The following is a 22,461-nucleotide window of genomic DNA, read 5'->3' on the forward strand; positions in this document are numbered from 1 at the left end:
TCCGTCCCCCTGCCCGGGAGGGCTAGTGGCGGAAGAAGATCCGGTCGCCGTACTCCTGCATGACGCGACCGTTCCACTCGTGGCCGCCGTCCACGTTGCCCGAGCGCAGCAGCGGCGGCTCGATGCCGCGGGCGACGAGTTCGCCGGCCGCCGCGGCCATGACCGCCTGCATGATCGCGCTGGTGACGACCGTGGAGGCGGGGGCGAAGGGGGCGTCGATGCCGTCGAGGCTCAGCTCGGCGTCGCCGACCGCGATCTTGCTGTCGAGGACCACGTCGCAGTGGTCCTTCAGGAAGGTGCCGGAGACGTGCCGCGACTTGGTCCCGGTCGCGTACGCCACCGAGGTCACGCCGACGACCTTGAGGCCGAGGGCGCGGGCGTTCATGGCCATCTCGACCGGCAGGGCGTTGCGGCCGGAGAGGGAGATGATCACGAGGACGTCGCCCTCGGAGGCGGGGCTGCTGTCCAGGACGGCGCCGGCCAGGCCGTCGACCCGCTCCAGGGCGCTGCCGAGGGTGGCGGGCATGACGTCGACGCCCGCCGTGCCGGGGACGGCGAGGAAGTTCATCAGGGCCAGGCCGCCGGCCCGGTAGACCACGTCCTGGGCGGGCAGCGAGGAGTGGCCGGCGCCGAAGGCGAAGAGCCGGTTCCCGGCGGCGACGGCGTCGGCGACGAGCGCGCCGGCCTCGGCGATGCGCGGCCCCTCCTCGTCCCGCACCCGCTCCAGCAGGCCGATGGCGGCGTCGAAGAACTGACCGGCCAGCTTGCTCTCGCTCATACGCCGATGGCCCTTCCGGAAGGTGGGGGTGGGGTGCGTGCGTGTTCGCCGCTCACCGTGCGGTCTGGACCAAGGGCGTGTCAATACGAACGTCAATCCTGTGGCTCGACATGTCGGGGACATGTCCGGGACGGGGCTTGACGCTCGACACGGGACGGTTGTCGGCCCGATGCGTCAGAATTGGGGGCAGGGCCAGCGCACGCAATCCGAGGGGCACGAATGTCCGGACTGATCGACACCACGGAGATGTATCTCCGCACCATCCTTGAGCTGGAAGAGGAAGGTGTGGTCCCCATGCGCGCCCGGATCGCCGAGCGGCTCGACCAGAGCGGCCCGACGGTGAGCCAGACGGTGGCGCGGATGGAGCGCGACGGCCTGGTGGCCGTGGCGAGCGACCGGCACCTGGAGCTGACCGACGAGGGCCGGCGGCTGGCGACGCGCGTGATGCGCAAGCACCGGCTCGCCGAGTGCCTGCTCGTCGACGTCATCGGCCTGGAGTGGGAGCAGGTGCACGCCGAGGCCTGCCGCTGGGAGCACGTGATGAGCGAAGCGGTGGAGCGGCGGGTGCTGGAGCTGCTGCGCCACCCGACCGAGTCGCCGTACGGGAACCCGATCCCGGGGCTGGAGGAGCTCGGGGAGAAGGCCGAGGCGGACCCGTTCCTGGAGGACGGCATGGTGAGCCTGTCGGAGCTCGACCCGGGCACCGAGGGCAAGACCGTGGTCGTGCGCCGGATCGGGGAGCCGATCCAGACGGACGCCCAGCTGATGTACACGCTGCGGCGGGCGGGCGTGCAGCCCGGCTCGGTGGTCAGCGTGACGGAGTCCCCGGGCGGGGTGCTGGTCGGCAGCGGCGGCGAGGCGGCGGAGCTGGAGGCGGACGTCGCCTCGCACGTGTTCGTGGCGAAGCGCTGACGCGAGCCGGTGCACGTGATGCCGGTGCACCGGTGCCGGTGCGTCAATGTCGGTGCACTGGCGCCGAACCGCTGACGCGGGCGGCTCCGGCGTGGTGTGGTGTTCTGTGACGTGGTGTGTGGACGGTCCCGGCGCCTCGCGGCGCCGGGACCGATCCTCCCCTGGTGACCTGGAGCCCCGAGCTCTCAAGGTCTTCCCCTTCGGACCGTCTTCCCCGAGCGGCCCGCCTCCCTGTTGAAAGGATCTCCATCGGCAGCGGCGGCCAATCCTTGAGCAAGGTCACTCGAAAGAGCGGTGTTGCCGACGAGAAGTCCGTTTTCGAATGAGGGTTCGATAGTCTGGCCGGGAGCGAAGGGGGTGCATCTGCGGTGGTACAGCGCATCGATGTGACAGGGGCCGATGGCGTGCGCCTGGCCGCCTGGGAGTTTCGCGAACCGGCCGCCGAGGCGGACCCCCGACCGGGCGTGCTGTTACTGCACGGCCTGATGGGCCGCGCCTTCCACTGGGCGTCCACCGCCCGCTGGCTCGCCGAGCACCGCCGCGTCGTGGCCCTGGACCAGCGCGGACACGGCCAGAGCGATCGCCCGCGCGGCGGCCCGTACACGCGCGAGGCCTTCGTGGCCGATGCCGAGGCCGCCGTCGAACAACTCGGCCTCGCGCCCGTCACCCTGATCGGCCACTCCATGGGCGCCCTCACCGCCTGGCAGCTCGCCGCCCGCCGCCCGGACCTGGTCGAAGCCCTCGTCATCTGCGACATGCGCGCCTCGGCCCTCGGCGAAGCCTCCCAGCGGGAGTGGGAGGAGTGGTTCACCCGCTGGCCGCTGCCCTTCCCCACGCAGGACGCGGCCCGCCGCTGGTTCGGCGAGGACGACCCCCGAGTGGAACGCCCCGACCCCGGCCGCGGAGCCTTCTTCGCCGAGGTGATGCACGAGGCCCCGGACGGCTGGCGTCCCCTGTTCTCCCGCCGGCAGATGCTGACGGCCCGTGAGACCTGGGTCCACGACGCGCACTGGGAGGAGCTCGCCCAGGTCCGCTGCCCGACCCTGGTGGTCCGCGGCCTCGACGGCGAACTCGGCCGCGCGGAGGCCCAGGAGATGGTCCGCGTCCTCCCGGCCGGCCAGTACGCGGAAATCCCCGACGCGGGCCACTACCTCCACTACGACCAACCGGCGGCCTGGCGCGCGGCCCTGGAGCCCTTCCTGGAGGGGGTCGGAGCCCAAGCGCCCTGAGTCGGGGGCCGGTCGCACCGCATGGCAAGCGGAAACGGTCAGGTGTGCAGCCTGATGTGATGGCGCATCCGTTTCGTGAAGGGGGTCGTGTGTCATTCGAGGCGGAATGGGCGGGGTTCAAGGCAGACGCACTCACCCGTCAGTCGGATTCGGTACAGATGCGTCCGAACGGCGGCATGGGTGAAACCACCCGGAAGCCTCCGGGGGGCGCCTCGCCGATCGGGTCGGCCGTATGTGCCGTTGTGCTGGTCCTGGGGCATCTGGCGACGGGGTACTGCGGTCTTCTCGCCCACACGATCGAACCGGACGGCCCTTGGGACACCGACGCCGGCGCCTACTCCGGCTTCGCGACCGGGACCGGGCCGGCCCTCGCCCTCGTGTTCGCCCTGCTCACCTGGGTTTTCGTGAAGGCCGAGTGGCTGACCAGGCGATGGTTCGTGGTCCCGGCCGTGCCGGCCCTCGCCTTGGGCGTGCGGTTGCTCGCCGTCCTCGCCACCGCCTGACCCGCACGGGCCGGGCACCCGCCGCGGCCGGAGCACGTACGGCCCTCCCGGAGCGGGAGGGCCGTCGGTCTGGAGGTGCGGGGGCGGGTCAGCCCTTGCTGACCGCCTGGAGGATTTCCGGGAGTTTGCGGGCCACCGTCGGGGCCGAGAGGCGCAGGCCCGCCCATGTGGCCAGGGTGCCCCAGGCGATGCCCACCGGGAGCAGGAGCCAGCCGATCGACTGCTGGTCGGTCACGGCGGCCCAGACCGTCAGGGCGATCACCGGGGAGCTGATCAGCGCCGAGGCGAGCAGTCCGCCGAAGATGCCGCTCCAGGCGAGTCCCGCCTGCCCCGGGGCGACGTTCTTGAAGGCGCCGTCCGACGGGATCGAGTACGGGAACCGCGCCGAGGCCAGGGCGCCCGTGCAGAGCATCGAGCCCAGCAGGCCGAGGGCCAGGCCCAGGGCGGCCGGGAATCCGGCCCAGTTGTCGACCAGAGCGGCCGTGAGCGCCGTGACCAGCACCGTGTACGGGACGGTGACCAGGGCCGTCGCAAGGGCGCGGGCCCGCAGTTCGACGTACGCGTCGCGCGGGGTGGAGATGGTCTGGGCGACCATCCAGAAGGCCGAGGTGTCCTGACCGAACTGGTTGTACATCTGCACGCCGAGCATGCCCGCGCCGAAGCAGGCGAGGTAGACCGAGCCGGTGCCCTGGAGGGCGTTGAAGACCGGGACGATCACGCCGATCGCCAGTGCCGTCACCCACGCCGACTTCGTCTTCGGATCGCGCACGACGTAACGCAGGGTGCGCTGCATGGCCGCGCCCGTGCGTCCGCCCGGGAGGAGGGACCAGAACCCGCCGCCCGTGCCGCGGTCCTTCTCGGGCTTGGCGGCCGCGATGGTCGAGCCGTCCGGGGTGACCATCAGCTTGGTCAGGCTGCGCTCCCAGAACCACAGCAGCCCGGCGAGCGCCGCCAGGGTCACGGCGAGCTGGGCCGCGGCGACCCCGTACGAGCCCTCGCTCGCGGAGTCCACCATGCCGACGGCCGTCGCGGGCGGCAGCCACCGCACGACCGCCTCCACCGGCTCCAGCTGGGCGAGCCCGCCCGCCTGGAACAGGCGCTGGCTCGCGAAGTTGACCAGCTGCCCGCCCAGCGCGATCAGCAGACCGCTCAGCAGCGCCAGGTCGCGTCCCTTGCGGCTGGTCAGCAGCCGCACGTTGGCCGTGGCCACCGCGCGGGCCAGGGCGACGCAGCCGAGGATCAGGAGGGGGACGGCGAGGACGGCGGCGGCGATGCCCGCGCCGCCGCGTGCGACCGCCACGACCGAGCCGATGGCCAGGCACAGGGTGAACAGCGGCCCGATGCCGACGAGGGAGGAGGCGAGGAGGGCCCGTACGAGCGGCCGCGGGCGCAGCGGCAGCATGACCAGCCGGCTCGGGTCGAGGGTCTCGTCGCCGGTCGGGAAGAACAGCGGCATGAAGGCCCAGGCCAGCGCGATGATCGCGGCCAGCATGACCACGACCGTGCCCGCGTGGGCGTGGCCGCGCAGCAGGGCGAGGCCGAGCGTGACGAAGAAGCCGACCACGAGGGTGAAGGCCAGGGTGCCGAACCAGGCGGCCTTGCGCTTCGAGTTGCCCTTCAGCCCGTTGCGCAGCAGCGACAGCTTGATCCGGATGAAGATCGGCGTCAGCGGTACCGAAGCGGTGGGGGAGGCGGGAGCGGCGGAGGTGATGGATGTGGCGGAGGCGGCGGTCATCGTGCGGCCGTCCCGGAGCCGGAGGCAGGCGCCGTGCCCGTGCCCGCGCCGCCGCCCAGCCAGTCCAGGGAATCCCCGGCCGCGGCCCGCCCGTGCGCGCCGACCAGTTCGAGGAACGCGGCCTGCAGCGAGGGCGCGGAGCCCCGTACGTCGGCCAGCGGGCCCGCGGCGCGGATCCGGCCGGCGGCCATCACGGCCACCCAGTCGCACAGCGACTCGACGAGCTCCATCACGTGGGAGGAGAAGACGACCGTGGCACCGGACGAGGTGTAACGTTCCAGCACCCCGCGGATGGTCTGCGCGGACACCGGGTCCACGCCCTCGAACGGCTCGTCCAGGAACAGCACTTCCGGGTTGTGCAGCAGCGCGGCCGCCAGGCCGATCTTCTTGCGCATGCCCGTCGAGTAGTCCACGACCAGCTTGTGCTGCGAGCCCGCGAGGTCGAGGACCTCCAGCAGCTGCGTCGCCCGCTTGTCGGTCTCCTCACCCGACAGGCCCCGCAACCGGCCCATGTAGCCGAGCAGTTCGCGTCCCGACAGCCGCTCGAAGAGGCGCAGCCCCTCCGGCAGGACGCCGATCCGCGACTTCACCTCGGCCGGGTCCGCCCACACGTCGTGGCCCGCGACGAACACCCGCCCCATGTCCGGACGCAGCAGGCCCGTCACCATCGACAGGGTCGTCGTCTTGCCGGCCCCGTTGGGGCCGACGAGGCCGATGAACTTGCCCGCCGGCAGTTCCAGGTCGATGCCGGAGACGGCCACCTGGTCCCCGAAGCGCTTCCACAGACCTTCCACCCGCACGGCGGACGGCGCGGATCGCGCACCGTCCGTCCCGTACGTCCCGCCCGTCGCATCTGCCTGGTCCGGCATGTGCGCCTGCCTCTCTCCACGTCCCCGTTTGGTCGTACTCGTCGTACTCGTCGTTCGTTCCTCACCATAGGAGGAGGGGGAGGGGGGCGAGCAGTTACTTATGTCATGAGTTCTCAGGGTGAAATCGCAGGTGCGCGCGCCGGCGGGGGACCGGCCGGGCGGCCGTCAGCCCTGGCGCCGCCTGCGTTCCGCGGCCTCGCTGCCACAGGCGTACGCCAGCACGTCGATCAGCTCCTCGATGTCCGGCAGCCACCGGTTCGCCGGCGTGGGCCGCCGTGCCCACTGGACCGAGCCCCGGCCGCCGTAGCGGGTCGGCGGCGCCGCCACGTACTCGCCCTCGCCGCGCGCCACCAGGTCCAGCCCGGACGGCGACCAGCCGGACTTCCGCACCAGGTCGGCGACCTTCGCCCCGGCCCCCGGCAGTACGAAGAACAGCATCCGGTGGTGGGGGGTCAGGGTGACCGGCCCGATGGTGCGCTGCATCCGCTCCAGCCGCGCCAGCGCCAGGAACCCGGCCGAGTCCGGTACGTCCAGCGCGTCGAAGGTACGACCCGTCGGCATCAGGATCGAGGCCTCCGGCTGCCGTGCCCAGATCCGCCGCACCTGCACCGCGCTGCCGGTGGCGTGCGCCGCCCAGTCCTTCACCGCGGGGTGCGCGCCGGGCGCCGCGCAGTCCGCCGCACCGCAGGAGCACAACTCCCGACCGTCCGCGGGTTCCAGCCAGGTACCGGCGAAGACGTCCCAGTGCCGTTCTTCCGCGTACCGCACGGCATGGTCCAGCAGCAGTTCGCCCCGCTGCTTGGGGATGGGCGCGGTCTCCGTGACTCCGATGGTCTCTTCCACGCCCATCACAACTGCCCGGGTCACCCGGGGTTACGGGCGTAAACCGGCCGGTGGGCGGAGCATCGATCCTGCATGCGGGGCGCACCGATGCACACGTGGGGGCGCGTAGGAGCCCGGGGCGCCGGAGTTGGGTAGCGACACGACGCAGAGCGGATGATTCTCCGCACATCAGGCGGGAAGTGATCATTCCAACGATCACCCGCGGCCACTGGGGGTTTTCATGGCAGCCAGGCCTCTCGTCGCGCGCCAGCCGAATGAACGGCTTCAGGCGCTCATCCAGGAAGCCGGGTGCTCGAACGCCGGGCTCGCCCGGCGCGTCAACATGTGCGGGGCCGAACACGGCCTCGACCTCCGCTACGACAAGACCTCCGTGGCCCGCTGGCTGCGAGGGCAGCAGCCGCGCGGCCGGGCACCCGGGATCATCGCGGAGGCACTCGGACGCAAACTCGGCCGGACCGTCACCATCGACGAGATCGGCATGGCCAACGGCAAGAACCTCGCCTCGGGCGTCGGCCTGCAGTTCTCCCCGACCGTCATCGGCGCGATCGAGCAGGTCTGCGAGCTGTGGCGCAGCGACGTCGGCCGCCGCGACTTCCTGGCCGGCTCCAGCGTGGCCGCCTCCGCACTGGTCGAGCCGAGCCGTGACTGGCTGATCACCGGGGCCGATTCGCAGGTGGCGCGCAACGGCGGCTCGCGCGTGGGGATGTCCGACGTCGAGGCCGTACGGGCGACCACCGAGGCCCTCAAGGACCTCGACCACCGCTTCGGCAGCGGGCACGTGCGGCCGGTGGTGGTGCACTACCTGAACTCCGTGGTGTCCGGGCTGATCGGCGGCTCGTACCGGGAGCCGGTGGGCCGCGCGCTGTTCGCGGCGGTGGCCCGGCTGACGGAGCTGGCCGGCTACATGGCGGTCGACACCGGCCAGGCCGGGCTCGCGCAGCGCTACTACATCCAGGCGCTGAGGCTCGCCCAGGCGGCCGGCGACCGCGCGTACGGGGGCTACGTACTGGCCGCGTCGATGAGCCACCTCGCCGCCGAACTGGGCAACCCGAGGGAGATCGCGCAGTTGGCGCGCGCCGCGCAGGAGGGGACGCGCGGGCAGGTCACCCCGCGGGTGGAGGCCATGTTCTACGCCGCCGAGGCGCGCGGCCACGCGTTGCTGGGCGACTCCCGGGCGACGGCGGTGCTGTCCTCGCGGGCGGTGAACGCGCTGGAGCGGGCCGAACCGGAGTCCGGCGACGACCCGGTGTGGATCGGCCACTTCGACCAGGCGTACCTCGCGGACGAACTGGCGCACTGCCACCGGGACCTGGGTCAGGGGGACGCGGCGGCCAAGCGGGCCGAGGAGGCGCTGCGCGGGCTGCCGGCGGGCAAGGCGCGGCGGCGGGCCATCGGGATGCTGCTGCTGGCTGCGGCGCGGGTGCAGCAGCGGGAGGTGGAACAGGCCTGCCAGACGGCCGCGCAGGCGGCGGAGCTGCTGGGCGGGCTCCGCTCGAACCGGGGCGCGGAGTACCTGGAGGACTTCCGGACGCGGCTGGACCCGTACCGGGACGAGGCGGCGGTACGGGAGTTCACGGCGCGACTGGACTCGGCGGCGAGGGTCGCGTAGCGGAGGGCCGGGCGGCGGCCCGGCGTGGTGGGGGCGGCCACAGGATGTACGGACCATCCATATTGGGGCGGCCATGACTCCTGTGGGCCGCCCCTCGGGAAATTATGATCAAGCAATGTCTGACATGACCGAAACCGCGTCCGGCTGGCTGTCCGCGGACGAGCTGGAGACAGCCAGGGCCCGGATGCCGATCCTGTACGTCGAGGCCGTGCCCGTGCGCGTGGACGCCAGCGGCGAAGTCACCGATATCGGGCTGTTGCTGCGCATCGGTCCGGACGGAACGGTCAGCCGGACCCTCGTGTCCGGCCGCGTCCTCCACCACGAGCGGGTCCGCGACGCCCTGTTGCGCAACCTGGAGAAGGACCTCGGCCCGGTGGCCCTGCCGCGGGTGCCCGCCTCCCTCCAGCCGTTCACGGTCGCCGAGTACTTCCCCACGGCCGGCATCACCCAGTACCACGACCCGCGCCAGCACGCGGTGTCCCTGGCCTACGTCGTGCCGGTGACCGGGGACTGCCGCCCGCGTCAGGACGCGCTGGACCTGGTCTGGGTCAGCCCGCAGGAGGCGGCCTCCGCGGCCCTCCAGGGCGAGATGCCGGGCGGTCACGGGGTGCTGCTCAAGCAGGCGCTGGCCCACGTGGGGCACGCGTACTGACCTCCGTCCGCCGCGGGCTGCGCTCACGGGCCGTCGGGGAGCCGTTGCCGGACGGGCTGCCGGGGGTGCGGGGGAACCGGGTAGCGTGGGCCGCCGGTCGAACGGGTCGGGCGAGTCGGAGAAGGAGTCCCCGTGACGCAGAACGGACAGGGGGGTGCCCCCCAGCCGGGTGCCCCGTGGGGTCCGGACCCGGCGTCCGGGTATCCGGCGTACCCACCGCAGGAGCCGGGCGGGCCCGCCTACGGCTACCCGCAGGCGTACCCCGACCCGCAGGCCGTGGCGCCCGGGCACGTGGTGGGTCCCGGGTACGAGGGGCCGGGCGATCCGCACGGCTACGGCTATCCGCCGATCCCGGAGGCCGCCACCCAGTACATACCGCCCGTACCGGCGGACCCCGCGGGGCCCGGGCCCGACGGGGCGCCGACGCAGTACGTTCCGCCCGTACCGGCCGCGCCCGCGACTCCGCCGGGCCCGGGGGTGCCCGCGCACCACGAGGCGGCCACCCAGTACATGGCCCCGGTGCCGGGCGGTTCCGTGCCGGGCGGTCCTCTGCCGGGCGGGGCGGCGGCGCCGTTCGCTCCGCCCGCCCCCGGAGCCCCACCCGCCCCCGGAGCCCCGGCCGCGCCCGCGCACCACGAGGCGGCGACGCAGTACGTCCCGCCCGTACCGGCCGCGCCCGCGCACGAGGAGGCGGCGACCCAGTACATCGCCCCGGTGCCGGGCGGCCCCGCGGCGCCCGCCGCGCCGGGTGCGCACGCCGCCCCCGCGCACGAGGAGGCGGCGACCCAGTACATCCCGCCCGTGCCGGCGGGCCCCGCCGACGGGTTCGACGGGCTGTTCCGCGGCGAGGAGGCCGGGCACACCCAGCAGCTCCCGCCCATCCAGGAGCCGGTGCTGCGCCGGCCGCCGCCGAGGTCCCAGGCGCCGCGCGCGCAGGGCCCCGTACCGCCGCACGCGCAGCAGCAGTACCAGCACCAGCAGCAGTACCAGCCTCAGCCCCAGCAGCAGTACGCCCCGGCGCCCCCGCCCGAGGACGCGGCGCGGAGGATCTCGCCCGGCATCATCGCCGCCGTGGTCATCGGCCTCGTCGTGGTCGGTCTCGGCGTCGGCTCGCTGCTCGGCGACGGCAAGCCGCAGAACAACGACCCCGGCGCGGTCGCCCCGGCGCCCACCGCCTCCGGCGGCAAGGCGGCGGCCGGCGAGGCCCCCGTCGACCCGGCCCGCCCGCAGGCCGTCCAGTTGGACAAGCTCCTCGCGGACAGCAACGACAGCCGGGCCGCGGTGATCAAGGCCGTGGACGACATCAAGGGCTGCAAGAACCTCGACCAGGCCGCCTCCGACCTGCGTGACGCTGCCCGCCAGCGCGAGGAACTGATCACCCGCCTCCAGGAGTTGAAGGTGGACCAGCTCCCCGAGAACGCCCGCCTGACCGCCGCCCTCACCAAGGCCTGGCAGTCCTCCGCGGACGCCGACAACAGCTACGCCGCCTGGGCGGACGACGTCGACGACGACAAGTGCAAGGACGGCAAGGCCAAGAACTCGTCCAACGCCTCCGACGGCAACAAGTCGAGCGGCGAGGCGACGAGGGCCAAGGAGCAGGCCGCGACGCTGTGGAACAACATCGCGGCCAAGTACGGACTCACCAAGCGGGACAAGTCCCAGCTCTAGGCACCGGCGCTACGCGCCCCGTGGTGCGCGTTCCAGGGTCGGGGTCATGTCCAGGGACTGCTCGCCCGGCTGCGCCACGAGGCGGCCGGACTGCACGACCTGGAACGTGACCCGGCCGTTGACGATGCGGGGGAAGCCGGTGACGGCGCGCATGTCCTGGTAGCGCCAGCTCAGATCGGGGGTGAGTCCGCCGGTCTTGACGGCCTGCACCTGGTTCAGGGCGCGGGCGACCTTGCGGGCGCTGACGTCGTCGTCCTTCTTGAAGCCCTTGAGGATCTGTTCCAGGACCGTGTACGCGATCCACGTCGTCTGCGTGCCGCTGTCGTCGGCGTCGACGGTGTCGTCGCCGAAGGCGAAGTCGGCGATGACCTTCTTCATCGGCTGCCAGAGCGGATCGGCGGCCACCGGGTACCAGCTGGTGACGTACGCGCCCTCGAAGGGGCTGTCCTTGCCTCCGGTGCGGTCGACCAGGGACTGGCTGACACTGCCCAGGACCGAGGAGATCTGCGGCTTCTTGCGCTGGGGCTCGGTACGGCGGAAGGCGTCGAAGAAGGTCTCGGTGCGCTCGCCGAGGACCGCGGTCACGCAGCCGTTGTTCTTGTCCTTGTCCTTGGCCCCGCCGCCCCCGCCGCCCCCGCCGGTGCTGGTGAGGGCCTCGCGCGCCTGCGCCGTGAAGTCGGCGGAGTCCTCGGCGGCGCGGATGTCGGAGGCGTCGGGCATCTGGTTGGCCCGCAGACCGGCGTTGAGCAGCACCGGCAGGGTGTCGCCGACGAGGGTGTCGGGCCGGACCAGGGCGACCTTCTCGCAGGCGCGGCCCAGCTGGTGGCCGGCCCCGGTGATGAGGACGGGCTGGCCTCCGTTGACGGGGTAGGAGAGGGTGGACTGGAACTCCTCGGAGGAGACCCCGTATCCGCCGATGAAGGGGATCCCCTCCACTTCCAGCGGGGCCATGAAGGCGCGTCCGTGCTGGCTGTAGGAGCCGACGACGGCCACGGCCTTCTCCGAGATGGCCTTGCGGGCGCAGTCGGCGGCGCCGTTGGCCGTGTTCTTCTCGTTGCAGGTCAGGACGCGGAGCTTGCGGCCGTTGATGCCGCCCTTGGAATTCACCCAGCGTTCGTATGCCTTGGCCATGCCGATCATTCCCGGCATGTTGGTCGCTTTGGTGCCTTCAGGTGCGAAGGTCATGACGGTGAGGGTGTCCCCTGAGCCCCCCGAGCCCCCTGGGAGCGCCCCGCATCCCACGAGGAGACATGCGCCCATCGCCGTGGCCACCAAGGTGCGGGAGAAGGATGCGGAGCGTCGAGAGATGGTCATGTCCATGCACCATTCCGCGCCGCAGGTAACTGAGGAGTGAGATGGACACAACATCGGGTGACGCCACGGTGAATTACAGGGGTGTCGTCCTCCACGGGCGCTTCAAGATCGTGCCCAACGGGAACGTACGATCGAAAGCGTGACATTCGCCCAAGACCCGAAGAACCCTTCCCGCCGGGGCAGCCGCTCCTCCACCATGGGCGGCATGCCCCTCAACGACATGCCGTGGTGGCGCTGGCGCGGCAACGTGCGCTCGGCGCTGCACATGCTCTCCGATCCGGCCTTCCACGAGGACACCTGGCTGGTCGGCGCCGAAGGGTACGGGGACGTCACCGACGCCGTGTACCGGCTCGTCGAGGACACCTGGCTCGACAGCTGGTCCGCCGAGAAGTACGTCGGCACGATCTTCCGCGACCCGCAGGAGGCGACCCTGGTCGACCTCGCCGTGCTGCGCGTGCTCCGGATCATGCACCAGGTCGGCCCCGACGCCCCCGTCTCCGCCTACCTGGAGCACCACGCCTGGCCCGAGGCGGTGCGCGCGGCGCGCGAGGCCCACGTACGCATGGCCGCGGCGGACGGGGACGACCCGGACATGCGGCCGACCTCGCTGGAAGTGCTGAGGATCCTCACGCGCGCGGTGTGACGGCGCGGTGTGAAAGGCTGTGCGGTCATGAGCGACCCGCACAACGAGGCCCAGGCCCAGCCCTTGCCCCAGTACGTCCTGACCGTGTCATGCCCCGACAAGCAGGGCATCGTGCACGCCGTGTCGAGCTACCTGTTCATGACCGGCTGCAACATCGTGGACAGCCAGCAGTTCGGAGACCGGGAGACCGGGCTCTTCTTCATGCGGGTGCACTTCGAGGCCGAGCCCGAGGTGACGGTCGAGAAGCTGCGGGCGAGCTTCGCCGCGATCGGCGACTCGTTCAAGATGGACTGGCAGATCCACCTCGCCGATGAGCGCATGCGGATCATCCTGATGGTGTCGAAGTTCGGCCACTGCCTCAACGACCTGCTGTTCCGTGCGCGGATCGGGGCGCTGCCGGTCGAGATCGCGGCCGTGGTCTCCAACCACACCGACTTCGCGGAGCTGGTGGGCTCGTACGACATCCCGTTCGTGCACATCCCGGTGACCAAGGACACGAAGGTGGCGGCCGAGGCGGAGCTGCTGGAACTCGTCCGTGCCGAGAACGTGCAGCTGGTGGTGCTGGCCCGGTACATGCAGGTGCTGTCGGACACCCTGTGCAAGGAGCTGAGCGGGCGGATCATCAACATCCACCACTCGTTCCTGCCGAGCTTCAAGGGCGCGAAGCCGTACCACCAGGCGCACGCGCGGGGCGTGAAGCTGATCGGCGCGACCGCGCACTACGTGACGGCCGACCTCGACGAGGGGCCGATCATCGAGCAGGAGGTCGAACGCGTGGGCCACGAGGTGACCCCGGACCAGCTGGTGGCGGTGGGTCGGGACGTGGAGTGCCAGGCGCTCGCGCGCGCGGTGAAGTGGCACAGCGAACACCGCGTCCTGCTGAACGGCTCCCGCACGGTGGTCTTCGCGTAGCGCGACTGAGATCCAGCCGCTCCGGCGCTTGCCGGCGGGCCCGCTCACCCGGGCCCGCCGCCAGGCGTCACGCGTCCGGTGCCTCCACGCCGCAGTACCCCGCGAACGCCGCCAGCACGTCGTCCTCCGCGAGGCGCCCGTCCCCGTCGGGGTCGAGGGCCGCGGCCACCTGACCGGCCAACTCGGGCGCGGTGCCCAGTACGCGCAGGACACGGGACGCCGCGGCCGGCGTGGCGCCCGCGCCGTCCTCGTCCGCCACCGCGATCACGGCCCGCAGGAACGGCCGGGCGATCTCCGCGAACCGCTGCGGATTGTCCCGCAGCCGCTTCGCCGCACCGGTGATGAACTCCTCGCGGGACACCCGCTGGTCCCCGTCGACATCGGCGATCCCGGCCATTCCCTGCCAGAACGCCTCCGCGCCCGCGAAGACGGCCTGGCCCTTGTCCGACCGGGCGGTGGTGCCGAATTCGGCCAGGACGGCCTTCGCGGCAGCGCTGAAGTCCTCCCGGTCGATATAGCCGGACCCATCCTGGTCGAAGGTGGCGAATCGGGCGGCGATCTTGCGCTCGTATTCTGCGCTGTCCATATTCGGCGTTCCGCCTTCACGTGTGCGGTGGGGTACAGATCAAGACAGGACAGGAGCGTAAGGCCTATGTGGCCTGCGCGTTAAGCGAAGCGGTCAAGCAGGTGGCCGCATCGAACCCGCGCACGGGGAGCGCGGTGGGGCGCGTACACCAGTGCCATGTGCCGCCGCCCGCAACACCGTTCGTCACACCCTTCGCACCACTGCCCACACGTGCTCACAACCGGCCACGGCCCTATCACGGAGGGCATCCTTCCGGGCCGAGGTTCCCCCAAAACAGGCGCGGGACGCTGCGTGCCCATTACATTCGATGGGTCGACACACGGCCCACGGCTGGGGGCACTTATGGCGAAGGACGTACCACCGCGCTGGGACCGCCGCATGCAGCAGCGCCTCGCGCGCGGCGAGGCGGCCGCGCTCGGTGAGCTCTACGACCGTTTCGCCTCGCTCGTGCACAGCCTCGCGCACCGGGTGCTGGGCGACGAGAAGGCGGCGGACCGGATCACCCGTGAGGTGTTCGGCTACATCTGGGAGAACCCGGACGCCTACGACCCCAAGCAGGGCTCCATGCGTTCCTGGGTCGCCCGGATCACCCAGGGGCAGGCCGTGGCACGGCTGCGCCAGGTCGAACTGGGTCGGGGATCGCGTGAAGAGCTGGAGCAGAAAGTGCGCAGTGCCAACGCGGCCGCCCGCGCGGACTACATCGTGACCTCCATGCCCGCACCCCTGCGCGCCGCCCTCGAACTCGCCTACTTCAAGCGGCGTGACTACCGGCAGGCCGCCGCAGACCTCCGGATCAGCGAGGACGAGGCGCGCCGCCGGCTGCGGCTCGGCCTCCAACTGCTGTCGACCGCCAACACCCTCCCCCAGGAGGACACGGCCCGGCCGCCCGGCTACGGCCCGAGCGAATATGGAACGTCCCGATGAACGGCCCCGCCGAATCGCCCGACGACGGATACGACGGACACGAGGGATACGACGGGTACGACGGCCCGGGCGGCCGCGACGGCGGTGGTGACTCCGGTGCCCCCGGATCCCGCCCCGGCGGCGGTTCACGGATACCGGGCCCCCGCGGAGCCGCCGACGACCTCGACCCGCGGCACGCCCCCGTGCCGCTGCCGCAGCCGCCGCCCTCGCACGCCGTACTGAAGTCCCTGCTCGGCGCGTGGGCGCTGGCCGCCTGCTCCTCCGAGGAGACCCAGGCCGTCGAGGACCACCTCACCGAGTGCGCGGCCTGCGCGGACGAGGCGCTGCGCCTGCGCGACGCCGTAGGGCTGCTGCACCCCGAGGAGAGCCTCGATCTCAAGCCGCTGCTGCGCTCGCGGGTGCTGGAGGACTGCCTCGGCAAGCGGCCGGCCCGCATCCCGGTGCCGGTGTGGGCGAGTCCGTACGACACCGAGACCGCGCGGCTGGACGCCCTGCTCCAGGACTTCGGGGACTCGGAATGGCACACCCCGGTGCGCCTGAAGTGGTTCGAGGACGAGCACAGCCGCACCCGGCGGACCACCGTCGCCGGGGTCATCGGACACCTGCTCACGGACGACGGCCTGGTCGCGGGCGCCCTCGGTCTGGACGATCCGCTCGGCCCCGACGCGCCGAAGGGCGACCCGGCCGCCCGTACCGAGTACTTCTGGAGCACGGCGTCGTACCCGACGCCGCGGCAGGTCCGCGAGCCGTGGCGGGACCAGGGGCACACCCTGGTGCGCACGGTGTCCTTCGCGGGGAGGGGAGTCGCGGAACTGTCCGTGGACTACGGCCCCTTCGCGCTGCCGCTCGGGGACGCTTTCCTGGAGCGGGCCTTCGAGTGCTGGGTGCACGCGTGGGACATCGCGGAGGCGGTGGACTACCCGTACGAGCCGCCGTCCGGCCCGCACCTGCACCGCATGATCGACCTGGCGGCCCGCCTGCTCCCGGCTGCCCTGGCCCAGCGCCGCCGCGCGGGCCTGGCGGCTCCGGCCCGCGGTCTGGTCGCGGCGGGCGCACCGGGCCGCACGCTCCACCTGGAGATCGAGGGCGCGGGCGGTGGCGGCTGGGACATCGCCCTGGACTCACCGGGCGCGAAGCCGTCGGCGGAGCACACGGTGGCGGAGATCGCCCTGGACGGCATGGAGTTCTGCCAGCTGGCCGCGGGCCACATCTCCCCCGAGGAGGCGGCGGTGGGCCAACACGGCGACCGCGAGGCGATCAGGGACGTCCTCTTCGCGGCGGCTTCGCTGAGCCGGCTGTAGGGGTACGCCTTCACGCGCGGTGGGCGCCGGTGCGCCCTCACGTGCGTGCGGGGGCACTCCCGACCGCGCGTGCCCCCGTACCCTCGCCCCCGCCGGCCCCTCAGGCGTACCGCTCGCGGAGTTTGTACTTCAGGACCTTGCGCAGGGCGTCGTTGCGGGGGAGGGAGTCCAGGAGTTCCAGTTGTTCGGGGAGTTTGTGGGGGGACAGGCCCTGGGCGCGCAGGTGGGACGTGAGTTGGGGGAGGGTCAGGGGGGTGGCTCCCGGGGGTTGTTCGACGACCGCGCAGACGCGTTCGCCGCGGATGGGGTCCGGGAGGCCGATGACCGCCACGTCCGCCACGGCGGGGAGTTGGTGGAGGAGGTCCTCGATCTCCTTCGCCGAGATGTTCTCTCCCTTGCGGATGATGACGTCCTTGCTGCGGCCCGTGAGGACCAGGTAGCCGTCCGGGGTGAGGTGGCCGAGGTCGCCCGTGATCAGGTAGCCGTCCTGGTCGAAGACCTCCGATGACTGGTCGGCGTTGAGGTAGCCCTGGCAGACCGCCTCGCCGCGGAGGCGGACCTCACCGTCCGTGTCCGGGGGGAGCGGGGTGCCGTCGGGGGTGGTGATGCGGATCGACATCCCCTCCGGAGGGCGGCCCTCGGTGGTGGCGAGGTTTTCGGGGGTGTCGTCCGGGGCGCCCATGGTGATCATCGGGACTTCGGTCATGCCGTAGCCGTGGGTCAACTGGCAGCCGAGCTCGCGTACGACGGCGTGGTAGATCTCCGGCGGTTTGGGGGCGCCGCCGCCCGCGAGGAGGCGGAGGCTCGGGATGAGGGGGGTGGAGGGGGCTTTGCGCTGCTCGGCGAGGAACATCGAGTAGAAGGCCGTGGAGCCGCCGGCGACGGTGACGCCGTGGCGGCGGTAGCCGTCGAGGGCGTCAGGCATCGCGAACTTTTCGAAGAGGACGGCGGGGAAGCCGTAGAGGAGCAGCATCACCGTGTAGTCCGGTCCGGCTATGTGCGCGAAGGGGAAGGCCATCGAGCCGACGTCCGCCGGGGTCAGGTGCAGTGCGTGAGCGAGGCAGGAGCCGCCGGCGATCAGGGAGCGGTCGGTGTGCAGTACGCCCTTGGGGTCGGAGGTGGTGCCCGAGGTCCAGTAGATCCACCGGACGTCGTTGCCGGTGGCGGGCGGCGGGGGGAGCAGTTCCGGGTCGCCGTCCGGGAGGGTCTCGTACGCCTCGAAGACGCCGCGCGCGCCGAGCCGGGAGGCCATCGCGGTGTGGTCGTAGCCCCGCCAGGTGCCGGGGACGGCGAAGAACTCGGCCTTGGACTCGCGCAGCGCGAAGCCGACCTCCCGGTCCCGGTAGAAGGGGATGACGGGGGACTGGACGGCGCCGATGCGGGCGAGGGCGATCGAGAGGAGCACCGTCTCGATGCGGGTGGGCAGCTGCCAGGCGACGACGGTGCCGCGGCGTACGCCCATGTCGTAGAGGCCGGCGGCGACGCGCTCGGCGCGGTCGCGGAGCTCGCCGAAGGTGAGCGTGCGGTCCGCGGCGGGGTCCTCGGCGGCCTCGATGAGGACGGTGGTGCGGGGGCTGAGCGCCGCCCGGCGGGCGACGAGTTCCCAGAGGGTGGCGCTGCGGCCCAGTTCGGTGGCGGTGGCCGTGTCGCCCGTGCTCCTGCCGGTGTCGGCGGCCGTGCCCGGCGTCTCCGTCATCCCAGACCTCCCCATAGCTGACGGATAGTCAGATCAAGCGCAGAGCGTAGAGCGCCGACGCTTGTCGGTCCAGGGGTGGCGGGGCTAGCTTGTTTCTGACGATCCATCAGATTGATGGCATGCGTGTACGGGAAATGGGGAGACGGCCAATGGGACTGGAACTGCCTCGGATCATCAGCGTCGACGACCACGTGATCGAACCCGCCCACCTCTTCGACGTCTGGCTGCCGGCCAAGTACCGCGACCGAGGACCCAAGGCGCTCACCGCCGGCATCGGCGAGCTGGAGTACACCGGCGGCAAGTACGTGATCACCATGGACCCCGACGGCCCGCCGACCGACTGGTGGATCTACGAGGACCTGAAGTTCCCGTACAAGCGCAACATCGCCGCCGTCGGCTTCGACCGCGACGACATGACGCTGGAGGGGATCACCCGCGAGGAGATGCGGCGCGGCTGCTGGGACCCCAAGGCGCGGCTCGCCGACATGGACCTCAACCACGTCGAGGCCTCGCTGTGCTTCCCGACGTTCCCGCGCTTCTGCGGGCAGACCTTCGCCGAGGCCCAGGACAAGGAAGTGGCGCTCGCCTGCGTGCGCGCGTACAACGACTGGATGGTCGAGGAGTGGTGCGGTGACAGCGGCGGCCGGCTGATCCCGCTCTGCATCATCCCGCTCTGGGACATCGACCTCGCGGTCGCGGAGATCCGGCGCAACGCCGCCCGAGGCGTGCGCGCCGTGACCTTCTCCGAGATCCCGACGTACCTGGGGCTGCCGTCCATCCACTCCGGCTACTGGGACCCCTTCTTCGCCGTCTGCCAGGAGACCGGCACGGTGATCAACATGCACATCGGGTCCAGCTCCCAGATGCCCGCCGCCTCACCCGACGCGCCGCCCGCCGTGCAGGCCTCGCTCAGCTTCAACAACGCCATGGCCTCGATGATGGACTTCCTCTTCAGCGGGGTGCTGGTGAAGTTCCCGACGCTGAAGCTCGCCTACAGCGAGGGCCAGATGGGCTGGATTCCGTACGCCCTGGAGCGCGCGGACGACGTCTGGCAGGAGCACCGGGCCTGGGGCGGGGTGCGCGATCTGATCCCCGAGCCGCCGTCCACGTACTACTACCGGCAGATGTTCTGCTGCTTCTTCCGCGACAAGCACGGCATCGCCTCGCTGGACGTGGTGGGCCGCGACAACGCCACCTTCGAGACCGACTACCCGCACGTGGACTCGACCTTCCCGCACACCAAGGACGTCGCCCTCGACCACGTGAAGGGGCTGGACGACGAGACGATCTACAAGCTCATGCGCGGCAACGCCATCCGCATGCTCGGCCTCGACCTCGACAAGGGTCGGGGGCGGGTCGAGTAGTGGACCTCACCTACACCGAGGAGGAGCGGGAGTTCCGGGCGCGGCTGCGCGAATGGCTCGCCAAGGTGCTCCCCGAGCTCCCCGCCAAGCCGTCGCCCGACGACTGGCCGGGCCGGCGGGCGTACGACATGGGCTGGCAGCGCAGGCTGTACGAGGCCGGGTACGCGGGGCTGCACTGGCCGGTGGACGCGGGCGGTCGCGGGGCCACCCCCACCCAGCACCTGATCTACCTGGAGGAGACCGAGCGCGCGGGAGCCCCGTACGTCGGGGCGAACTTCGTCGGGCTGCTGCACGCCGGCCCCACCATCGCCGCCGAGGGCACGGCGGAGCAGCGGGCGCGCTGGCTGCCGCCCGTGCTGCGCGGGGACGAGGTGTGGTGCCAGGGCTTCAGCGAGCCGGACGCGGGCTCCGACCTGGCCTCGCTGCGCACGCGCGCGGTCCGTGACGGCGACGAGTACGTGATCACGGGGTCGAAGATCTGGACCTCGCACGCGGAGGTCGCCGACTGGTGCGAGCTGCTGGTGCGGACCGACCCGGCGGCCCCGAAGCACCGCGGGATCTCCTGGCTGGCCATGCCGATGGACGCGCCGGGGGTGACGGTGCGGCCGCTGCGGACGCTCGCCGGGTCGACGGAGTTCGCGGAGGTGTTCCTCGACGAGGTGCGGGTCCCGGTCGCCAACCGCGTCGGCGCGGAGAACGACGGCTGGCGGGTCACGATGGTGACGCTGTCCTTCGAGCGGGGCACCGCCTTCGTCGGCGAGGTCGTCGCCTGCCGCCGCACCCTGGGCGAGCTGGCCCGCACGGCCAGGGCGAACGGCCGCTGGGACGACCCGGTGCTGCGGCGCCGGCTGGGGCGGCTGTACGGGGAGTTCGGCGCCCTGTGGCGGCTCACCCAGTGGAACGTGAGCGAGGCGCAGCGGGCCGGCGGGGTCCCCGGGATCGGGGGCTCGGTCTTCAAGCTGGCGTACTCGCACGCCCGGCAGGAGCTGTACGAGGTGGCGGCGGAGGTGCTGGGGGCCTCGTCCCTGGTGCTGGAGGAGGAGTGGACCCTGGACCGGCTCTCCTCGCTCTCGTACACGATCGCGGCGGGCACCTCGCAGATCCAGCAGAACATCGTCGCCGAGCGGATCCTCGGCCTCCCGAAGGGCCGGTGACGGGCGTGGACTTCCAACCGACGGAGGAGCAGGGGGACCTGAGGGCGGGCGTACGGGACCTGCTGGAGGGCCGGTACGGGCGCGAGGCGCTGCGGGCGTCGGTGGACGCGGTGGACGGCGGTGCCCCCGTCGTCGACCGTGCGCTGTGGCGGGAGCTGGGCGAGGCGGGCTTCTTCGCGCTGCGCCTCCCCGAGTCCGAGGGGGGTGTCGGCCTCGGGCTCGCGGAGGCGGTGCTGGTCTTCGAGGAGGCCGGGCGGGTCCTGCTGCCGGGGCCGCTGGTGGCCACGCACCTGGCCGCCGGGGTGGTTCCGGGGGCGGCCGAGGGGACGGCGGTGGTGACGGCGTGCGACCTGGGCGGGGGCCTGGTGGCGTACGCGGGGGAGGCGGACGCGGTGCTGGGGGCCGAGGGGGCCACGGGGGCCGAGGGGGTGCCCGCCGGTTCTCCCGTGCGCTCGGCGGACCCGCTGACGCCGCTGCACCGCATCTCTTCGTCTTCGTGCGCGGACGTGTCGTACGGCTCGGAGCACCGCTCCGTGGGGGCGTTGCTGACGGCGGCGCTCCAGGTGGGCAGCGCGCTGCGGACGGTGGAGTTGGCGGTGCGGTACGCGGGGGAGCGCGAGCAGTTCGGGCAGCCGATCGGGGCCTTCCAGGCGGTGAAGCACCTGTGCGCGCAGATGCTGGTGCGGGCGGAGGTGGCCCGTACGGCGGTCTACGCGGCGGCGGTGACGTCCGACGACGGTGAGATCGCGGCGGCGAAGCTGCTGGCGGACGAGGCGGCGGTGCGGGGCGCCCGGGACTGCCTGCAGGTGCACGGCGGGATGGGCTTCACGTGGGAGGCGGACGTGCACCTGCACCTGAAGCGGGCGTGGGTGCGGGCCGAGCAGTGGCGGACGGCGGGGGAGGCGGAGGAGCTGCTGGCGGCCGAACTCCTGCTGTCCGCTGCTGTGTAGCCCACTGTCACGGAAGGCACGGGTGGGACGGCGGGGGACGCATGTCCGATTACAGAGAGTTGATATCGGTTTGTGTCCTTCGCCCGCCCGTCAACGGCCCGGAGTGGCGGGCCCGTCACGGTACGCTCCCACGATGCGGGCGGTTGAGCGGCGCGGGAGCCGCACAGTATGCACCACATCCACTGCATCGCGCGGGAATATGCCCGAAGCGCTTGTTGTGGTGACTGTATGTCAACCATGCTGCTCGACACGGGGATCACGCTGGGTGATCCCATCCTGTCGCGAGGCGAAGTGTCCGCCGGTTCGGATGGTGTGAGCGGTGCAGGTGCTTCAGGTTCAGCTGGAGGTAGGACCGGACCCAGCCGAGGTCGGCCGGGCCCGCCGGTGGGCGCGTTCGCGGCTGGCCGGGTCGGGCATAGGCGATGACGAGCCGCTCGCGGAGACGCTGATCCTGCTGATCTCGGAGCTGGTCACGAACGCGGTCGTGCACACGGGCTGTCCGGCCGTGCTGCGGATGCTGTTCCGGGGGCCGGGCGTACGGGTCGAGGTCGCGGACACGAGCGACCGGGCGCCGAGCCGCCGGCAGGCGGCGGGAGACGACACCAACGGCCGGGGCCTGGAGCTGGTGGACGGCCTGGCGGACCGGTGGGGCTGGCAGCGCGAGGGTGCGGGCAAGCGGATCTGGTGCGAGGTCGACCGGGCGGAGAAGGCGGCGTCGGACGGGGCCACGAGCGGCCCGCCGAAAATTCACCCCTCCGGTCGGGAACCACACGTGTACCTCTAACGAGATATTGACGATCCGTCACATCTTGATCACCC

General features: G+C 72.1%; 21 protein-coding genes. 14 read left to right on the forward strand and 7 right to left on the reverse strand.

Annotated elements, in window-relative coordinates; all coding sequences use genetic code 11:
* Positions 1-22: 22 nt before the first annotated feature.
* On the reverse strand, positions 23-778 hold the full coding sequence (locus tag ACFYZL_RS27480; RefSeq protein ID WP_384756234.1) for an SIS domain-containing protein: 756 nt from the start codon (positions 776-778) through the stop codon (positions 23-25).
* Positions 779-997: 219 nt separating this feature from the next.
* Here ACFYZL_RS27480 and ACFYZL_RS27485 point away from each other — a divergent pair, with 219 nt between their 5' ends.
* The 3 genes from ACFYZL_RS27485 (at position 998) to ACFYZL_RS27495 (ending at position 3,422) form a co-directional block, all read left to right on the forward strand.
* Entirely contained in the window at positions 998-1,690 is a 693-nt protein-coding gene (locus tag ACFYZL_RS27485; RefSeq protein ID WP_384582497.1) for a metal-dependent transcriptional regulator, read from the forward strand.
* A gap of 368 nt (positions 1,691-2,058) precedes the next feature.
* Positions 2,059-2,919 carry an alpha/beta fold hydrolase gene (locus ACFYZL_RS27490; protein ID WP_384747993.1) on the forward strand — a complete coding sequence of 287 codons (861 nt, stop codon included), beginning with the start codon at positions 2,059-2,061 and terminating at the stop codon, positions 2,917-2,919.
* 242 nt (positions 2,920-3,161) lie between these two features.
* Complete coding sequence (locus ACFYZL_RS27495) at positions 3,162-3,422, forward strand: hypothetical protein (protein WP_388682628.1); 261 nt, start codon at positions 3,162-3,164, stop codon at positions 3,420-3,422.
* Between the two features lie 88 nt (positions 3,423-3,510).
* On the opposite strand, the gene ACFYZL_RS27500 is transcribed toward ACFYZL_RS27495, so the two are convergent.
* The 3 genes from ACFYZL_RS27500 to ACFYZL_RS27510 all read right to left on the reverse strand — a co-directional run bounded on the left by ACFYZL_RS27500 (position 3,511) and on the right by ACFYZL_RS27510 (position 6,875).
* Complete coding sequence (locus tag ACFYZL_RS27500) at positions 3,511-5,157, reverse strand: transporter (protein WP_384747988.1); 1,647 nt, start codon at positions 5,155-5,157, stop codon at positions 3,511-3,513.
* On the reverse strand, positions 5,154-6,026 hold the full coding sequence (locus ACFYZL_RS27505; protein ID WP_384747985.1) for an ABC transporter ATP-binding protein: 873 nt from the start codon (positions 6,024-6,026) through the stop codon (positions 5,154-5,156). Before ACFYZL_RS27505 ends, ACFYZL_RS27500 begins: the two co-directional genes overlap by 4 nt.
* A 165-nt stretch (positions 6,027-6,191) precedes the next feature.
* Positions 6,192-6,875, reverse strand: coding sequence for a bifunctional DNA primase/polymerase (locus tag ACFYZL_RS27510; protein ID WP_384747983.1), 684 nt, complete (start codon positions 6,873-6,875; stop codon positions 6,192-6,194).
* 214 nt (positions 6,876-7,089) lie between these two features.
* Between ACFYZL_RS27510 and ACFYZL_RS27515 the strand changes: the two genes are divergently transcribed.
* The 3 genes from ACFYZL_RS27515 to ACFYZL_RS27525 all read left to right on the forward strand — a co-directional run bounded on the left by ACFYZL_RS27515 (position 7,090) and on the right by ACFYZL_RS27525 (position 10,798).
* Positions 7,090-8,478 carry a transcriptional regulator gene (locus tag ACFYZL_RS27515; RefSeq protein WP_384747980.1) on the forward strand — a complete coding sequence of 463 codons (1,389 nt, stop codon included), beginning with the start codon at positions 7,090-7,092 and terminating at the stop codon, positions 8,476-8,478.
* Positions 8,479-8,593: 115 nt separating this feature from the next.
* Positions 8,594-9,130 carry an NUDIX hydrolase family protein gene (locus ACFYZL_RS27520; protein WP_384582516.1) on the forward strand — a complete coding sequence of 179 codons (537 nt, stop codon included), beginning with the start codon at positions 8,594-8,596 and terminating at the stop codon, positions 9,128-9,130.
* 132 nt (positions 9,131-9,262) lie between these two features.
* A complete protein-coding gene (locus ACFYZL_RS27525) occupies positions 9,263-10,798 on the forward strand; it encodes a hypothetical protein (RefSeq protein WP_388682633.1) in 1,536 nt (511 codons plus the stop codon).
* Between the two features lie 9 nt (positions 10,799-10,807).
* Here ACFYZL_RS27525 and ACFYZL_RS27530 read toward each other — a convergent pair whose 3' ends face one another.
* Positions 10,808-12,112, reverse strand: coding sequence for an ABC transporter substrate-binding protein (locus ACFYZL_RS27530; RefSeq protein ID WP_388682636.1), 1,305 nt, complete (start codon positions 12,110-12,112; stop codon positions 10,808-10,810).
* A gap of 196 nt (positions 12,113-12,308) precedes the next feature.
* On the opposite strand from ACFYZL_RS27530, the gene ACFYZL_RS27535 reads away from it, so the two are divergent.
* Together ACFYZL_RS27535 and purU are read left to right on the forward strand one after the other, a co-directional pair.
* Positions 12,309-12,755 (forward strand): hypothetical protein, encoded by a 447-nt coding sequence (locus ACFYZL_RS27535; RefSeq protein WP_384748002.1) that lies wholly within the window; start codon positions 12,309-12,311, stop codon positions 12,753-12,755.
* 27 nt (positions 12,756-12,782) lie between these two features.
* Entirely contained in the window at positions 12,783-13,667 is an 885-nt protein-coding gene (gene purU, locus ACFYZL_RS27540; RefSeq protein ID WP_388682638.1) for a formyltetrahydrofolate deformylase, read from the forward strand.
* 67 nt (positions 13,668-13,734) lie between these two features.
* Here the strand turns inward: purU and ACFYZL_RS27545 are convergent, their stop codons facing one another.
* The gene (locus ACFYZL_RS27545; protein ID WP_384747969.1) at positions 13,735-14,253 is read right to left on the reverse strand and encodes an EF-hand domain-containing protein; all 519 of its coding nucleotides are present in this window, start codon (positions 14,251-14,253) and stop codon (positions 13,735-13,737) included.
* Positions 14,254-14,595: 342 nt separating this feature from the next.
* Here ACFYZL_RS27545 and ACFYZL_RS27550 point away from each other — a divergent pair, with 342 nt between their 5' ends.
* Both ACFYZL_RS27550 and ACFYZL_RS27555 read left to right on the forward strand, forming a co-directional pair.
* Entirely contained in the window at positions 14,596-15,177 is a 582-nt protein-coding gene (locus ACFYZL_RS27550; RefSeq protein ID WP_384747967.1) for a sigma-70 family RNA polymerase sigma factor, read from the forward strand.
* Positions 15,174-16,478, forward strand: coding sequence for a maleylpyruvate isomerase N-terminal domain-containing protein (locus ACFYZL_RS27555; RefSeq protein WP_388682641.1), 1,305 nt, complete (start codon positions 15,174-15,176; stop codon positions 16,476-16,478). Before ACFYZL_RS27550 ends, ACFYZL_RS27555 begins: the two co-directional genes overlap by 4 nt.
* A 100-nt stretch (positions 16,479-16,578) precedes the next feature.
* Here the strand turns inward: ACFYZL_RS27555 and ACFYZL_RS27560 are convergent, their stop codons facing one another.
* The gene (locus tag ACFYZL_RS27560) at positions 16,579-18,174 is read right to left on the reverse strand and encodes a class I adenylate-forming enzyme family protein (protein ID WP_388682643.1); all 1,596 of its coding nucleotides are present in this window, start codon (positions 18,172-18,174) and stop codon (positions 16,579-16,581) included.
* Positions 18,175-18,323: 149 nt separating this feature from the next.
* Here ACFYZL_RS27560 and ACFYZL_RS27565 point away from each other — a divergent pair, with 149 nt between their 5' ends.
* From ACFYZL_RS27565 to ACFYZL_RS27580, 4 genes are all read left to right on the forward strand, one after another.
* A complete protein-coding gene (locus ACFYZL_RS27565) occupies positions 18,324-19,538 on the forward strand; it encodes an amidohydrolase family protein (protein WP_384747958.1) in 1,215 nt (404 codons plus the stop codon).
* A complete protein-coding gene (locus ACFYZL_RS27570; RefSeq protein WP_384747955.1) occupies positions 19,538-20,692 on the forward strand; it encodes an acyl-CoA dehydrogenase in 1,155 nt (384 codons plus the stop codon). Before ACFYZL_RS27565 ends, ACFYZL_RS27570 begins: the two co-directional genes overlap by 1 nt.
* A gap of 5 nt (positions 20,693-20,697) precedes the next feature.
* A complete protein-coding gene (locus ACFYZL_RS27575) occupies positions 20,698-21,642 on the forward strand; it encodes an acyl-CoA dehydrogenase family protein (protein ID WP_384747953.1) in 945 nt (314 codons plus the stop codon).
* A 319-nt stretch (positions 21,643-21,961) separates the two neighbouring features.
* Positions 21,962-22,426 carry an ATP-binding protein gene (locus ACFYZL_RS27580; RefSeq protein WP_384747950.1) on the forward strand — a complete coding sequence of 155 codons (465 nt, stop codon included), beginning with the start codon at positions 21,962-21,964 and terminating at the stop codon, positions 22,424-22,426.
* Positions 22,427-22,461: the final 35 nt, after the last annotated feature.

The sequence above is a fragment of the Streptomyces sp. NPDC001717 genome (assembly GCF_042892775.1).
In the GTDB taxonomy this organism is placed as follows: Bacteria; Actinomycetota; Actinomycetes; order Streptomycetales; family Streptomycetaceae; genus Streptomyces.

Excerpts from the sequence above, each read along its gene's own strand:
- ACFYZL_RS27480 (WP_384756234.1), bottom strand. The coding sequence starts at position 778 with ATGAGCGAGAGCAAGCTGGCCGGTCAGTTCTTCGACGCCGCCATCGGC.
- ACFYZL_RS27485 (WP_384582497.1), top strand. The coding sequence starts at position 998 with ATGTCCGGACTGATCGACACCACGGAGATGTATCTCCGCACCATCCTT.
- ACFYZL_RS27500 (WP_384747988.1), bottom strand. The coding sequence starts at position 5,157 with ATGACCGCCGCCTCCGCCACATCCATCACCTCCGCCGCTCCCGCCTCC.
- ACFYZL_RS27505 (WP_384747985.1), bottom strand. The coding sequence starts at position 6,026 with ATGCCGGACCAGGCAGATGCGACGGGCGGGACGTACGGGACGGACGGT.
- ACFYZL_RS27510 (WP_384747983.1), bottom strand. The coding sequence starts at position 6,875 with ATGGGCGTGGAAGAGACCATCGGAGTCACGGAGACCGCGCCCATCCCC.
- ACFYZL_RS27515 (WP_384747980.1), top strand. The coding sequence starts at position 7,090 with ATGGCAGCCAGGCCTCTCGTCGCGCGCCAGCCGAATGAACGGCTTCAG.
- ACFYZL_RS27520 (WP_384582516.1), top strand. The coding sequence starts at position 8,594 with ATGTCTGACATGACCGAAACCGCGTCCGGCTGGCTGTCCGCGGACGAG.
- ACFYZL_RS27530 (WP_388682636.1), bottom strand. The coding sequence starts at position 12,112 with ATGACCATCTCTCGACGCTCCGCATCCTTCTCCCGCACCTTGGTGGCC.
- ACFYZL_RS27535 (WP_384748002.1), top strand. The coding sequence starts at position 12,309 with ATGGGCGGCATGCCCCTCAACGACATGCCGTGGTGGCGCTGGCGCGGC.
- purU (WP_388682638.1), top strand. The coding sequence starts at position 12,783 with ATGAGCGACCCGCACAACGAGGCCCAGGCCCAGCCCTTGCCCCAGTAC.
- ACFYZL_RS27545 (WP_384747969.1), bottom strand. The coding sequence starts at position 14,253 with ATGGACAGCGCAGAATACGAGCGCAAGATCGCCGCCCGATTCGCCACC.
- ACFYZL_RS27550 (WP_384747967.1), top strand. The coding sequence starts at position 14,596 with ATGGCGAAGGACGTACCACCGCGCTGGGACCGCCGCATGCAGCAGCGC.
- ACFYZL_RS27555 (WP_388682641.1), top strand. The coding sequence starts at position 15,174 with ATGAACGGCCCCGCCGAATCGCCCGACGACGGATACGACGGACACGAG.
- ACFYZL_RS27560 (WP_388682643.1), bottom strand. The coding sequence starts at position 18,174 with ATGACGGAGACGCCGGGCACGGCCGCCGACACCGGCAGGAGCACGGGC.
- ACFYZL_RS27565 (WP_384747958.1), top strand. The coding sequence starts at position 18,324 with ATGGGACTGGAACTGCCTCGGATCATCAGCGTCGACGACCACGTGATC.